Raw genomic sequence first — 13438 nt, forward strand, 5'->3', positions numbered from 1 at the left:
CTATTGCTCCTGTGCCAGTCCGGCCGTGTCCACGATCTGCTTCCAGCGAGCGCGCTCCTGGCCGATGAACGCGGTAAATTCGGCGGGCGTGTTGCCGCCGGCCTGCCCGCCCATGGCCTTGAAGCGGTCGCTGACTTCGGGGCTCTGCACGACGTCGCGCGTGGCGGCGTAAAGCTTGCCGATGACGTCCTCCGGCGTGCCGGCCGGCGCAACCAGGCCGAACCAGGCAGTCACCACCATGTCCTTCACGCCGGCTTCGGCCATCGTCGGCACGTCTGGCAGTTCGGCTAGCCGGCGGTCGCTCGTAACGGCAAGCGCGCGCAGCTTGCCGGACTGGATGAACGGCATCGAGCTGGGCAGGTTGTCGATCATGAACGTGAACTGCTGACCCAGCAGCGCGGCCACTGCGGGGCCCGCGCCCTTATAGGGCACATGCGTGCCGGGGATGCCGGCGCGTTGCTTGAACAGTTCGGCCGACAGATGCGGCGATTGTCCCGCGCCGGAACTGCCGAAGGACACCTTGGCCGGGTTCTGCCTGGCCAGGGCCAGCAGGTCGGCGACCGTGCGGGCGGACGAGGCTTCGTTCACGACCAGCACGTTGGGCACCGAGATCACCAGCGTCACGGGAGCGAAGTCGGCGGGCTTGTAGGGCAGCGTCTTGTACAGCGCGTAGTTGATGGCGTTGGGGCCGATGTTGCCCATCAGCAAGGTGTAGCCATCGGGCTTGGCGCGCGCCATTGTCTGCGCGCCGATGATGCCTGCGGCGCCCGCGCGGTTTTCCACGATGACCTGCTGCCCCAGCCGGGTGCCCAGCTTGTCCGCGATCAGCCGCGCGGCGATGTCGGTAGTGCCGCCGGGCGCGGCCGGAACGATAAGGGTGATCGGCCGTTCAGGCCAGGCGGCATGGGCCTGGCTTGCCAGGGCGAATGCCACCGCGCCGGCAGCCAGCCAGCGATGCGCGTGCAACATGCTTGTCTCCCGACGTGATCATTGATTGATCAACTTGTGGAGACAGAGTGTGGGCGTCGCGGGGGCAAATGCCTATTCTGCAATCTGGAGGGCGGCCTTCGCCTGAGGTGAACGCCGCCCCGCCTGCGCGCTACGGCTGACGGCGGATGACGCTGTTGGCGTACATCGGGCCTTGCACCAGATGGCCGGTCATGACGTTGGTCTGATAACGCTGCATGACGCCGCCTAGCGTCGCGGGATCCAGCAGCGCGCGCATCGTCGCGAAACCCGCCGAATCCACGCGCGCCGGCGCACCGCCTTTGGGGTAAAGGGCGCGCTTGCTGTCTTCCATCGGCGCTTGCAGCACGCCGCCGCTGGCAGTCAGGTCCAGCACCAGCTTGCCATCGCGCACCCGCGCCGACCCGGAGGCGCCCAGCTCGGCGTCGTCCAGCAGCAGGCTGCCGGTCAGCGCGTAGTCGCCCGTGGGCAGCGGCTGCACGTAGAGGCGCAAGGTGTAGGGCGGTTCGCCCCGGCCGTCGTCGATCGTCCAGCGGTACTCGCCGGCGGACAAGACGGGCGACACCGCGGCCGCCTGCGGGGTGGGCGCCGCCGGGGCGGCTTGCGCCGGCAAACCTGCGCACAGCGCAACGCCGAAGGCGGCGGCGCGCAGCGCCTGTTGCAAGGAAATCTTCATCGCTTTTCTCCTGAGGGTTCGATCAATACTTGACGCGCATGTTCAGCATGACGCTGCGCGGTTCGCCGTAGGCGTTGCCCATGTCGGCGTTGCCCAGCCGCTGGTAATAGACCTTGTCGAACAGGTTGTTCACATTCAGTCCCAGCGACACGTGGTCGCTCACGCGGTAGCCGATCCGCGCGTTCCAGATGGCGTAGCCGCCCTGCGACACGCGCACCGAACTGCCCGAGACGGGGCCCTGCACCGCGCTTTCGGTGTAGACGCCGCTTTTCACATTGACGCCACCGCCGACGCTCCAGCGGTTCCATTGGCTGGGCAGCTGATAGGTCGTCCAGAGCTGGAAGATGTGCTTGGGCGTGAAGGTGCGGAACGGCGCGCCGCCGTTCTCCGCATCCTTCAGATAGCGCGTGGTGTTGAAGGTGTAGCCGCCCGCCACTTCCCAGCCCGGCGCCAGCCGGCCGGATACTTCCGCCTCGAAGCCCTGGCTGCGCACCTGCCCGCTGGCCTGGTAGCAGCAGTCGCCGACTTCCGGATAGTTGGGGTCGCTCTGCGCACGGTTGCGTTCGGTGATGCGGAACAGCGCGAACGAGGTGTTCAGGCGCCCGTCCAGCCATTCGCTCTTCACGCCGGCTTCGTAGTTCGACCCCACCACGGGCGGCAGCGAACCGCCGTCGGCGGTGCGCAGGTCGCTTTGCACGCGAAAGATGTCGGCGTAGCTGGCGTAGGCGCTCCAGTGGTCGTCGATGTCGTAGACCAGACCGGCATACGGCGTCATCCGGCCGTGTTCGGTGACGGCCGGGGCGGTCACGTCCGTCATCAGGTTTTCGCTCTGCGTGCGCCACCAGCTCATGCGCGTGCCCAGCACCAGCGTCAGCGGGTCGGCCACCTTCAGGCGGGCCATCGCGTAGACGCCGGACTGACGCGTCTTCACGTCGCTTTGGCTGCCCCATTGCGGATCGCCAGGTTCGGGATAGTCGCGGACGTCGTAGTGGAAGACGTCCACCGGCTGCGCCGGGAATCCCGGCAGCGAATAGGCGTTGTACGAACGCGCGCTGCGGTCGTACCAGTTGCCGCCGAAGACGAGCTCATGGCGCCGGCCCAGCGCTTCGAACGCGCCCGACACCATCAGGTCGATACCCAGTTGCCGATTGCGGTACTGGTTGCCGCCGCCGTACAGGCGCGGGCCCAGCCCGGTTGCGCGGTCCACCGCGCCGCGCACATAGGCGTACTTCAACTTGCTGGTTTCTTCGGCCTGGTTGACGTTGAGCTTGACCGTCCAGTCCGACGAGAATCGGTGCGCCAGTTCCGCGAAGATCTGCGTGTTCTCGAAATCCCACCGGTTCCAGTCGGCGCCCAGATAGGTGCCGCGCGTCAACCCAAGATCGCCGCCGTCCTTGTAGCGCGGCATCTGCATCATGAACGGCAGCCAATCGCGCTGCTGATAGCTGCCGCCCAGCGTCAACAGCGTGTCCGGCGTCAGGTCGGATTCCAGGATGCCGTAGTAGGCCTGCTTCTGCGAGTTGGCGACGTCGTAAAAGTACTTGCGGTCTTCATAGGCGGCGGCCACGCGGCCGCGCACCGACCCCGAGGCGTTCAGCGGCGAAGACAAGTCCGCTTCGCCGCGGTAGTTGTCCCAGGAGCCGGCGCTGGCCGAGCCCGAGAACTGGAATTCTCGCGTGGGGCGCTTGCGGACCAGATTGATCACGCCGCCTGGCTGGCCGGCGCCGTTGAACAGGCCGGCGGCACCCCGCAGCAGCTCCACGTGATCGAACATGAACAGATCCGGCTGCGCCCACGACGCGCCGCCCGTCTGCATGGGCACGCCGTCATACTGGAAGTATTCGATCTGAAAGCCGCGCGAATAGAACTGCGGAATGGCCGCGGTGGCTGCCAGGTCGGTGGTGATGCCGGGGGTCTGCGCCATGGCGTCTTCCAGCGACGTCATGTTCTGGTCTTCGATGCGCTGGCGCGTGATGACGGACACCGATTGCGGGATCTCGCGCAGCGACAACGGCAGTTTGCCGCCGATGGTGACGCTGGGCGCGGTGTAGGACGCGCTGCCTTCGGTCACGCCCGCTTCCTCGCCCCGCACCGTCACCGGCGCCAGCGTGGTGGTTTCCGGCGCCGTCTGCGCCGAGGCCGCCCCCGCGGCCAGGCCGAACATCATGGCGCCGCATCCCAGCCAGACCGCGCGGCCCACGCGCGCCCCGCCCTGCCGGGCCCGCCGGCCCCCACCTGTCTTGATACCCACAATTCCCTCCGACGATCCGTCCTCAAATAAGACTGATAATCATCTTCAATGGGGGAATTGCGGGCAATCGAAAAGGCTTTCGATTTTGGGACTAAGGCTTTCGAATTTCTGCGGACGCCGCTTGCAAGGCCAGCCACAACCGGTTCGCGACGGGGCCTTGCGGGCGATCGCTGCGCCGGGCGGCCACCAGTTCTTCGATGCTGCCGGGCAGATGGCGGCTGGCAATCGACACCAGCCGGCCGTCGCGCAATTCGTCTTCGATCAGGAAACGCGGCAGATGGCCCCAGCCCATGCCTTGCAGGATGACGTCCTTCTTCATGAGCTGGTCAGGCACCGTGCATTGCGGGGCACCATCGACCATGAAGTAATCGCGCGGCGGCGTATGGCGGGCCGTGTCGCGCATCACGCATTGCGTGGCCTCGCGCAATTGCGGGAAGCTGATGGCGCGGCCGCGCGCGGCGGGCAGGAACCCCGGCGCCGCCACCGGAACGAACGGCACCTTGGCCAGGTCCAGCCATTCGATGCGCGGATCCTGCTTGTCCACGCGATGCAGGATCAGGTCCGCGTCGCCATCGAGCAGGCGTTCGGCCGGGCCGCCCACGGCCTCGAAGTGCAGATGCAGGCGCGTGCCGGGGCACTGCGCGGAAAAGCGGTTCAACATGGCCAGCATCCACGGCCGCGGACAGAAGTCGCCGATCACCACATGCAGGTCGCTTTCCTCGCCCATCGCCAACTGCGCGGCGTGTGTGCGCAAGCCTTCCAGTTCGCGCAGCAGGCCTTGCGCGCGGCGGTGGAAGGACTGCCCCGCAGGCGTCAGCCGCACGCGATAGCCGCTGCGGTCCAGCAACGCCAGATCCAGTTGGCGCTCCAGCTTGGCCACGGCCGCGAACACCGCGGGGTGCGAACGATGCAGCGCGACGGCAGCGGCCTGGAAGCCGCCCGCGCGCGCCACGGCGTCGAAGCACTGCAGGTCGTGCAGGGTGAAGTCGCTCATGCGTGCCTCTGATGTCTGTTTTTCTGATAATGATGGTCCGGACTTTGTAATTTCTTCCGGATCGGCGCGCAACTACGATTTACCTCATCTCCACCCGACCAGGCAGACCCGCCATGCAAGACCTTTCCTTCTTCACCACCGGCGACGGCGTGCGCATCGCCTACCGCATCGATGGCGACGTCCGCCTGCCGGTGCTGGTGCTGTCCAACTCCATCGGCACCACGCTGCACATGTGGGACGGCCAGATCCCCGCCCTGTCGCGCCACTTCCGCGTGCTGCGCTACGACACCCGCGGCCACGGCGCGTCCGGCGTGCCGGCAGGCGCCTATTCGATGGACCGGCTGGGCCGCGACGTCATTGAGCTGCTGGACGGCCTGGACATCCCGCGCGCCCACTTCCTGGGTCTGTCGCTGGGCGGCTTCATCGGGCAATGGCTGGGCGTGCATGCGCCGGATCGCATCGACCGCCTGATCCTGGCCAACACGTCCGCCTACCTGGGACCCGCGCCGCAATGGGACGCGCGCATCGCCGCGACGCTGGAGGCGCCCGACATGACGGACACAACCGCCATGTTCCTGGGAAACTGGTTCCCCGCCCGCCTGCTGCACGCCGGCGGCCCCGTCATCGACGCGTTCCGCGCCGGGCTGATGGCCACCGACAAGCATGGCCTGGCGGGCGCGTTCGCGGCCGTGCGCGACGCGGACTTGCGGCGCACCATCGCGTTGATCACGGCGCCGACCCTGGTCATTTCAGGGCGCGACGACACCGTGACGGCGGCCAGCCACGGCGCCGCCATCGCGGCCACGGTACCGGGCGCGCAGTCGCTGGAATTGCCGGTGGTGCACCTGTCGAACGTCGAACAGCCCGAGGCGTTCATGGACGCGGTGCTGGGGTTCCTGCTGCCGCGCTGAAGCGGCCCGCCCGGCATCAGCGCAAGGCGCTGGGGCTGGCGTTGAAGCGGCGGCGGAACGCTACCGAGAAATGGGCGGGCGCGTAGCCCACGTGCCAGGCGGCTTCCGACACGCTCATGCCGCCGTTCAGTATCAGATCGCGGCCGCGCAACAACCGCGCCTCTTGCACGCAACGCGCCATGCTCAGGCCGAACACGCGCTTGAACGCCTGTTCCAGCTTGCGCGTGTGCAGACCGAAATCTCGCGCCAGTTCGGAGGCCCCTGGCGGCTGGCGCAGGTCGGCCAACAGCCGGCGGCGCGCTTCATGCGCCGCGTCCAGTTCCCGCGCGGCAGCGTGGGTGGGTTCCGCGGACAAGGCGGCGGTCCGGGTCGCCTGCGCCAAGGCCACGGCCGCCAGTTCCAGCCCCTTGGCAGCCAGATACAGGCGGCGCGCCGCCCCGTCGAAGGCGCAGACGCGCACCTGGTCGGCGATGCGGCGCGCGTCGCGCCCGGCGGCACCGTGCCAGACGATCGGCTCACTCGACGGCTGCCCCGGCGAGAGTCGCTTGAAGAAGTCAGGCTCCAGCCCCAGTTCCGACCACAACGCCGTCTCCGGCAGGCTGACCATCGCGTACTGCTGGTCCACGCCCGCCTCGAAGGCGTCCGCGCCTTGCGCCTGGCCGGTGTTCCACGCCAGGAACAGCGTGGGGCCCTGCAAGCGCAAGGCGGTGCGGTCTTCGATCCGGCTGTGCACATCCCCATCGAGCATGATGACTTTCAGGCCGCGGTGCAGCGGTTCGTCGCGCCAGCGGGTGGCGTTGCGCCGGAACACGCCCGCGTGCAGGGCGACGCCGCCGGGCTGGCTCACTGCCGCGTCAACGCGATGGTGTTCGGCGGCGGCGCGCAGGGAAGGCATGGACGGATCCGGTTCTTATTTGAGAATAATTATTATTACCCAAATAAGGCCCGCCTGTCCGGACGGCGGCAGGCTTATTCCCCTGCGCGCTCCCAGCGGCGCTGGATGGCCTTGGCCGCCACGACCCCGTCCGCCATCGACGTGACTACGCAGGGATGCATGCGGTGCGCCACTTCGCCCACGGCGTAGATGTCCGGCACGCTGGTTTCGGCGGTGGCGAAATCCGTGCGAATGTAGCCGCGGTCGTCGCGGGCCAGCCGCAGGCCGTCGGCGAAGGCGGCTTGCGGCTCCCAGCCGTAGAAGACCAGGATCAGGTCGTACTGCTGGCCGTCCACGCTGCGCCGGGCGGGATCCACCTGGTACGGGCCGATGCGCACCCCTTCGCGGCCGGCGCGCGTCACCCATTGCTGCTGGGCGCGGACGCTGCGGGCGTACAGATGCACGGCGCGGGCGCCGCGGTTGCGCACATAGACGTAGTTTTCGAACGCGTTGTCGCCGCCGCCCAGCACCGCGACCGACAGGCCGGAATAGTCCTGCGCCACGATGGGGGACCCCGGGCCGGTCAGCACGCCGGGCCAGGATGCGCCCGGCGGGTGGTCCGGCAGTCCCTTGGCGCGCACGCCCGAGGCGATGACGAGCGTGCGTCCGCGCACCTGCGTCTGGCCGCCGTCGGGACCGGTCAGAGTGGCCTGGATGCCGCCCTTGCAAGGCAAGACGCCCGTCACGCGGGTTTCCAGGCGCAGCGGCACGCCGGCTGCGCGCACGCTGGTGTCGATGTTGGCCGCCACCTGCTGGCCGGTCACCCCGGGCAGCACCGCGATCCAATCGTCGGCGAACGGATTGTCATTGCCCAGACCGCCCAGGCGGGCGCTGGCTTCGACCAATAGCGGGGACAGACCCAGCCTGGCCAGCCACAGGGCGCAGGAAGCGCCGGCCGGGCCGCCGCCTACAATGACCGCATCGTGCATCTGTTGCATTTCACCCCTTATTGACTGCGCCGGCGTCCTCAAAGACGCCCGGACATGGCCGAATTGTAGCCAGCGCGCCGTCCCTGACCCGCTGTCGCCTTACAATTCCGGCTGTCCCACCCAGGTTTTCATCATGCCCACACGCCGCATCATCCTTTCCGGGCTTGCGCTCGACGCCCGCATCGGCATCCTCGAACACGAGCGACGCGCCACCCAGCCCCTGCACGTCGATGCCGAGTTTGACGTGGACATTCAGCGCTCGGTCGACGACCACGATATCCACAGCGTGCTGGATTACCGCCGGCTGCGCGAGGCCATCGTCGAGGAATGCACCCAGGCGCATGTGAACCTGATCGAAACCCTTTCCGAACAAGTCGCCGCGCGCCTTCTGGCCGACTTCCAGGAAATCCGCTCGCTGCGCCTGCGCATCAGCAAACCCATGGCCTTTTCCGACTGTGCGGCGGTAGGCGTGGAAATCCAGATCACGCGTTGACCATGAACGATATCGCTCCCCCTATCCGCTTCCGTACCGAAGCCGAAGAGAATGTAGCCCCCACGCCGCACGCGCAAAGCGCGCTTGCTGCCCCCCAAGGGGGCGCTTTCCCCTTGGGGCGGCCCGGCGGGGAAAGGGCCCCCACGCCGCACGCGCAAAGCGCGCTTGCTGCGGAAAAGGCCCGCCACGAAGGCAACAAGTTGACCAAGCGCCTGGCCCGCGAGACCACGCGCGCGCTGTCCGACTACAACATGATCGGAGAAGGCGACCGCGTCATGGTCTGCCTGTCGGGCGGCAAGGATTCCTATGCGATGCTGGACATCCTGCTCCAGCTGCAAAAGCGCGCGCCGTTCAAGTTCGAACTGATCGCGGTGAACCTGGACCAGAAGCAGCCTGACTTCCCCGACCACATCCTGCCTCAGTACCTGAAAGAACTGGGCGTGCCCTTCCACATCGAGACGCAGGATACGTATTCCATCGTCACGCGCGTGCTGGAAGAAGGCAAGACGATGTGCTCGCTCTGTTCGCGGTTGCGCCGCGGCATCCTGTACCGCGTCGCCTCCGAACTGGGCGCGACCAAGATCGCGCTGGGCCACCACCGCGACGACATCCTGGCCACGTTCTTCCTGAACCTGTTCTACGGCGGCAAGGCCAAGGGCATGCCGCCCAAGCTGGTGTCCGACGACGGCCGCCACACGGTGATCCGCCCGCTGGCCTATGTAGCCGAAACGGACCTGATCGCCTATGCCGAACTCAAGCAGTTCCCCATCATCCCGTGCAACCTCTGCGGCTCCCAGGAAAACCTGAAGCGCAAGGAAGTGGGCCGGATGATCAAGGACTGGGACAAACAGCACCCGGGCCGTTCGTGGAACGTGTTCAACGCGCTGTCGCGCGTGGTGCCGTCGCATCTGATGGATCGCGACCTGTTCGACTTCGTGGGCCTGAAGCCCACCGGCGTGCCGGACGCCAACGGCGACACGGCGTTTGACGCCGTGGATCCGGACGAAGACGGCGACGACGCCTGCGGCGATACGCCGGAAGCGCTGGAGCCGGGCGCGATCGTGGAAAAGAAGGTGATGTTCACGCGCAGCTGATGCCTATGGGTTGCGCGCTTTGAATGGCCGCGTCCTTGCGGCCATTTTTTCGCGCTCCACCCATCCTACCGATGACGCGCGTGCCCCGTAGGATGGGTGGAGCGCGCGGAATCCGGCATCAAGAACACCGCCATTGAACGCGCGCAACCCATCACTGATCAGGCGTTCAACACCCGGATCGGCTTGCCCGCCTGGAACGCCTTCACGGCTTCCAGCGAGTTCTGATAGAACGCCTCGAAGTTCTCGCGGCTGACGTAGCCCAGGTGCGGGGTCAGGATCACGTTGTCCAGGTCGCGCACGGTATCGGTGGGCGACAGCGGTTCTTCGGGATAGACGTCCAGGCCCGCGCCCGCGATGCGGAACTTCACCAGCGCATCCATCAGCGCTTCGTTATCCACCAGGCCGGCGCGCGACGTGTTCACCAGGTAGGCGGTGGGCTTCATCGCGGCCAAGGCGGTGGCGTCCACGACATGACGGCTGCGGTCTGAGAGGATCAGGTGCAGGCTGACGACGTCGGACGTGGCGAAGAGTTCGTGCTTGTCCACCCGCTTGACGCCGGCGGCCTCGGCGCGCTCGTCCGTCAGGTTGGGGCTCCAGGCCACCACGTCCATGCCGAACGCCTGGCCCACCTTGGCCACGGCGGCGCCCAGCTTGCCCAGGCCGAGCACGCCGAGGCGCTTGCCGGCCAGGGGCTCGGGCATGGCGGTTTGCCACATGCCGCGGCGCATGGCCGCGTCTTCGGCGGGCAGGTGCTTGAACAGGCCCAGGATGTGCGCCCAGGCCAGTTCAGCCGTGGCGGTGTTGGCGTCAGCGCTGCCGGGCGCGCCGCACACGACGATGCCCTGCGCGGTGCAGGCGGGCATGTCGATGGCGTTATTGCGCATGCCGGTCGTGATCAGCAGGCGCAGCTTGGGCAGCGCGCGAATGCGCTCGGCGGGGAACGGCGTGCGCTCGCGCATCGCCACGATCACGTCGAAAAGCTCAAGCGTGGCCTCGACCTGTTCGTCAGGAATGAAGTTGTTGAAGATCTGGACCTCGGCGTCGCCGCCCAGCGAGGTCCAATCCGCATAGCGCCGGGCTACGTCGTGGTAATCGTCGAGAATTGCGATTTTCAAGTGCTGTCTCCGGGAGGCGTGGCGCTTGTCGCGCCAGCCTGCCCGGCCGGCGCACGGCGCCGGTCAGTTCAAACGGGCTTTGAGTTGGTCCAGCGGGATCGCGCCGCTGACGCGCGACCCATCGGCAAAGAAGAGCGTGGGCGTGCCGCGCACCATCAACTGATGGCCCAGGGCCAGCAGCTTGTCTTCGGGCACGTCGCAACTGGCGGTAGCCGGCTTCTTGCCGCGCACCATCCAGTCGTCCCAAGCCTTGCCCTGGTCTTTGGCGCACCAGACGTCACGCACCTTGTCCTTGGAGTCCGGCGACAGGATCGGGTACAGGAACGTGTAGACGGTGACGTTGTCCAGGTCTTCCATCGTCTTGCGCAGCTGCTTGCAGTAGCCGCAGTTGGGGTCTTCGAAGATTGCGACCTTGCGCGAGCCGTCGCCCTTGACCTGCTTGATGGCCAGGTCCAGCGGCAGCTGGTCGAACGAGACGGCGCTGAGCTTTTCCTGGGATTCGCGGGTGACGTCGCGGCGCGTCATGGCGTCGATCAACGGCCCTTCCATGACCCAGGTGACCTTTTCATCCGTGTAGATCAGGTCCATGCCCAACTGCACCTCGAACAGGCCATACGGCGTGCGGCGCACGGCCGTCACGTCCATGCCGGTGAAGCGCTGCTGGAAACGTTCCTTGACGGCATCCGCCACCGGGTCGATCTGCGTGGTGGACACGCTTTTTTCGCCCTTGCCCGGCTGGCCGACAGACTGCGTGGACACGGACTTGTCGCCCTTGGCGGGCGCTTGCGCCAGCGCCGCGGTGGACAGACCCAGGCCACCGGCCAGGAAACAAGCCGCCAGGGTGGCGGAGATGCGGAAGTTCATCAGTACTCCTGTACTTATCGTGTTCTTTGGAGGCAAGCGTAACGCATCCCGAAGGGGGTTGGCCGGGCGGGGACCGGACGCAGCGCGGATCTCAGTCAGACTCCCGCCCCGTGCCAAGGTTCCAAAAGCATGCCCGACCGGGCTCAATTGGCCGAAGCGCCCGCGATCAGGCGGCGCTTGACCAGCGGCGCCTTTTCGACCCAGTGCATGCCCGCGTTGCGCAACCACACCAGCGGCGTGGCGCGCGATGCGAACAGCTTGTGCAGGCCGTCGGTAGCCAGGCGCATGGCCAGCACCGGTTCGGCGCGCGCGCGCTGGTAGCGATGCAGCACCCGGAGGTCGCCCGCCGTGCGGTAGGGTTCGCGGCCCGCCACCGTGCGCGCCAACGCCTCGACGTCGCCCAGGCCCAGGTTCAGGCCCTGACCCGCCAGCGGGTGCAGGCGGTGCGCGGCGTCGCCGGCCAGCGCGATGCCGGGCGCCACCATCTGGGCGCGTTCCAGCGTCAGCGGAAAGCCGTGCAGCTTGCTGCGGACTTTCAGCCGGCCCAGGCGGCCTTCGGAGGCCTCGGCCAGCAGGTTTTCCAGCTTTGCAGCCTGCGCCTCGGGCGGCAACGCCAGCAACGCTTGCGCCGGTTCGGTGCGCATGGACCAGACCATCGACACTTGCGGGCCGTCCGCGGTGTCGGGCAGCGGCAGCAACGCCAGCACGCCGTCATCGCGGAACCACTGGATGGCCGTACCCTGATGGGCGCGTTCGGCGTCCAGGTGCACGACCAGGCCGGTGTCGTCATAGGACACGGCGTCGTGTTTCATGCCTGCCGCCGTGCGCAGCGGCGAAGCCGCGCCGTCAGCGCCCACGAACAGCTCCGCCTGGATGCGGGTGCCGCTTTCGGTATCGATCGCGCCATCCCGATAGCCCGTGCAGCGGTCTTCCAGCCAGGGGATGCCGAACATCCGCACCGCCTGAATCAGCACGCGCTCGATTTCACCGGATTCCACGATCCAGGCCAGTTGCGGCAGCGCCGCCTGCCAGGCGTTCAGGTTGACCTGCCCGTCGGCATCGCCGTGGATTTCCATGGCTTCGACGGGCATCAGCCGGGATGCGGGCATGGCGTCCCAGACGCCCAGCTCGGCCAGAAAGCGCTGGCTGGCGGGCGAAATGGCGTAGACGCGCGGGTGGTAGCGGTTGGGATCGGCGGCCGGCACCGACGTGCGCGGCGCCAGGACGGCGACGCGCTGGCCGCGGCGGGCCAGCGCCAGGGCGGTGGACAGGCCGACGATGCCGGCCCCGCAAACGACGATTTGATGGCTCATCTTGCCGAGGGCTCCCCAGCTTGCTTGGGCCACAGCACCCACATCTGGCCCCGTTGTTTCATGCGGCCCGCCTGTTGGCCGGCCTCGTCGCCGTAACCCCAGTAGAAGTCGGCGCGCGCCGCGCCGCGGATGGCCGTACCCGTATCCTGGGCGAACACCAGCCGCTGCAGCGGCCGGTCGGAGGCCGGGAACGTGGTTGCCAGATACACGGGGGTGCCCAACGGCACGAACGTAGCGTCGACTGCGACCGAGCGCTTGGGCGCCAGCGGGATCGCGTAAGCGCCCTTCGGACCTTGTTCGGGGTCGATGACCGGCTCTTCGCGGAAGAAGACGACCGCCGGATTGGCGTTCAACATTTCCTGCACGCGTTTCGGATTGCGCTGCGCCCAGGCGCGGATGTTCTGCATGGACGCCTGGTCGGCGGTCAGCTCGCCGCGGTCGATCAGCCAGCGGCCGATGGACACGTAGGGCTGGCCGTTGTGGTCGGCGTACGCCACGCGGATGGTCTTGCCGGCGTCGGGGCCGTCAGTCAGCTGCACGCGGCCCGAGCCCTGCACCTGCAGGAAGAAGTTGTCCACGGGGTCGTCCACCCACACCACGACGGGCGGGCGGCGGCCAGAGGACTCGATGGCGGCACGGGTGTCGTAGGGCACGACCCGCTTGCCCTCGAGCTTGCCGCGCACGCGCTTGCCGGCCAGCTCCGGGTAGATCGATCCCAGATCGATCGTCAGCAGGTCGGCGGGCACGGCGTACAGCGGCCACTGGTGGTTTCCGCCCTGGCGGCGCGAGCCGCGTACCAGGGGTTCGTAATAGCCCGTGACGGTATTGGTGGCCGGCTTGCCGTCAGCGGCATTCAGGCGCCACGGCTGCAGATAGGTTTGCAGGAAGCGGCGCACGC

13 protein-coding genes are annotated in these 13438 nt (G+C 67.6%); 3 read left to right on the plus strand and 10 right to left on the minus strand.

The window, feature by feature from the left end; genetic code table 11:
- The 4 genes from AC27VE_RS21805 to AC27VE_RS21820 form a co-directional block, all read right to left on the minus strand.
- On the minus strand, nucleotides 1–969 hold the full coding sequence (locus tag AC27VE_RS21805; RefSeq protein ID WP_488704938.1) for a Bug family tripartite tricarboxylate transporter substrate binding protein: 969 nt from the start codon (nucleotides 967–969) through the stop codon (nucleotides 1–3).
- A 130-nt stretch (nucleotides 970–1099) separates the two neighbouring features.
- A complete protein-coding gene (locus AC27VE_RS21810) occupies nucleotides 1100–1642 on the minus strand; it encodes a hypothetical protein (RefSeq protein ID WP_280029883.1) in 543 nt (180 codons plus the stop codon).
- Nucleotides 1643–1664: 22 nt separating this feature from the next.
- The gene (locus AC27VE_RS21815) at nucleotides 1665–3893 is read right to left on the minus strand and encodes a TonB-dependent siderophore receptor (protein WP_488704939.1); all 2229 of its coding nucleotides are present in this window, start codon (nucleotides 3891–3893) and stop codon (nucleotides 1665–1667) included.
- A gap of 91 nt (nucleotides 3894–3984) precedes the next feature.
- Nucleotides 3985–4887, minus strand: a complete 903-nt coding sequence (locus AC27VE_RS21820) for a LysR family transcriptional regulator (RefSeq protein ID WP_488704940.1) — start codon at nucleotides 4885–4887, stop codon at nucleotides 3985–3987.
- Between the two features lie 113 nt (nucleotides 4888–5000).
- On the opposite strand from AC27VE_RS21820, the gene AC27VE_RS21825 reads away from it, so the two are divergent.
- Nucleotides 5001–5798: an alpha/beta fold hydrolase gene (locus tag AC27VE_RS21825; protein ID WP_488704941.1), complete on the plus strand. Its 798-nt coding sequence runs from the start codon at nucleotides 5001–5003 to the stop codon at nucleotides 5796–5798.
- A 16-nt stretch (nucleotides 5799–5814) separates the two neighbouring features.
- Here the strand turns inward: AC27VE_RS21825 and AC27VE_RS21830 are convergent, their stop codons facing one another.
- On the minus strand, nucleotides 5815–6693 hold the full coding sequence (locus tag AC27VE_RS21830; RefSeq protein WP_488704942.1) for a helix-turn-helix domain-containing protein: 879 nt from the start codon (nucleotides 6691–6693) through the stop codon (nucleotides 5815–5817).
- 74 nt (nucleotides 6694–6767) lie between these two features.
- The gene (locus tag AC27VE_RS21835) at nucleotides 6768–7670 is read right to left on the minus strand and encodes an NAD(P)/FAD-dependent oxidoreductase (RefSeq protein WP_488704943.1); all 903 of its coding nucleotides are present in this window, start codon (nucleotides 7668–7670) and stop codon (nucleotides 6768–6770) included.
- A gap of 124 nt (nucleotides 7671–7794) precedes the next feature.
- Between AC27VE_RS21835 and folB the strand changes: the two genes are divergently transcribed.
- Both folB and ttcA read left to right on the plus strand, forming a co-directional pair.
- Nucleotides 7795–8154, plus strand: coding sequence for a dihydroneopterin aldolase (gene folB, locus AC27VE_RS21840; RefSeq protein ID WP_006217044.1), 360 nt, complete (start codon nucleotides 7795–7797; stop codon nucleotides 8152–8154).
- 2 nt (nucleotides 8155–8156) lie between these two features.
- A complete protein-coding gene (gene ttcA, locus AC27VE_RS21845) occupies nucleotides 8157–9248 on the plus strand; it encodes a tRNA 2-thiocytidine(32) synthetase TtcA (RefSeq protein ID WP_280029876.1) in 1092 nt (363 codons plus the stop codon).
- Between the two features lie 158 nt (nucleotides 9249–9406).
- Here ttcA and AC27VE_RS21850 read toward each other — a convergent pair whose 3' ends face one another.
- From AC27VE_RS21850 to mltA, 4 genes are all read right to left on the minus strand, one after another.
- Nucleotides 9407–10363: a D-2-hydroxyacid dehydrogenase family protein gene (locus AC27VE_RS21850; protein WP_488704944.1), complete on the minus strand. Its 957-nt coding sequence runs from the start codon at nucleotides 10361–10363 to the stop codon at nucleotides 9407–9409.
- Nucleotides 10364–10426: 63 nt separating this feature from the next.
- Complete coding sequence (locus AC27VE_RS21855) at nucleotides 10427–11227, minus strand: DsbC family protein (RefSeq protein ID WP_006227293.1); 801 nt, start codon at nucleotides 11225–11227, stop codon at nucleotides 10427–10429.
- A gap of 143 nt (nucleotides 11228–11370) precedes the next feature.
- Nucleotides 11371–12540, minus strand: a complete 1170-nt coding sequence (locus tag AC27VE_RS21860; RefSeq protein WP_006227294.1) for a UbiH/UbiF family hydroxylase — start codon at nucleotides 12538–12540, stop codon at nucleotides 11371–11373.
- The coding region (mltA, locus tag AC27VE_RS21865) for a murein transglycosylase A (protein ID WP_488704945.1) at nucleotides 12537–13438 on the minus strand (902 nt) is incomplete at its 5' end. The genes mltA and AC27VE_RS21860, both read right to left, overlap by 4 nt.

It is taken from the genome of Achromobacter sp. 18P8.1.1, from assembly GCF_057799415.1.

Excerpts from the sequence above, each read along its gene's own strand:
- AC27VE_RS21805 (WP_488704938.1), bottom strand. The coding sequence starts at position 969 with ATGTTGCACGCGCATCGCTGGCTGGCTGCCGGCGCGGTGGCATTCGCC.
- AC27VE_RS21810 (WP_280029883.1), bottom strand. The coding sequence starts at position 1,642 with ATGAAGATTTCCTTGCAACAGGCGCTGCGCGCCGCCGCCTTCGGCGTT.
- AC27VE_RS21820 (WP_488704940.1), bottom strand. The coding sequence starts at position 4,887 with ATGAGCGACTTCACCCTGCACGACCTGCAGTGCTTCGACGCCGTGGCG.
- AC27VE_RS21825 (WP_488704941.1), top strand. The coding sequence starts at position 5,001 with ATGCAAGACCTTTCCTTCTTCACCACCGGCGACGGCGTGCGCATCGCC.
- AC27VE_RS21830 (WP_488704942.1), bottom strand. The coding sequence starts at position 6,693 with ATGCCTTCCCTGCGCGCCGCCGCCGAACACCATCGCGTTGACGCGGCA.
- AC27VE_RS21835 (WP_488704943.1), bottom strand. The coding sequence starts at position 7,670 with ATGCAACAGATGCACGATGCGGTCATTGTAGGCGGCGGCCCGGCCGGC.
- folB (WP_006217044.1), top strand. The coding sequence starts at position 7,795 with ATGCCCACACGCCGCATCATCCTTTCCGGGCTTGCGCTCGACGCCCGC.
- ttcA (WP_280029876.1), top strand. The coding sequence starts at position 8,157 with ATGAACGATATCGCTCCCCCTATCCGCTTCCGTACCGAAGCCGAAGAG.
- AC27VE_RS21855 (WP_006227293.1), bottom strand. The coding sequence starts at position 11,227 with ATGAACTTCCGCATCTCCGCCACCCTGGCGGCTTGTTTCCTGGCCGGT.
- AC27VE_RS21860 (WP_006227294.1), bottom strand. The coding sequence starts at position 12,540 with ATGAGCCATCAAATCGTCGTTTGCGGGGCCGGCATCGTCGGCCTGTCC.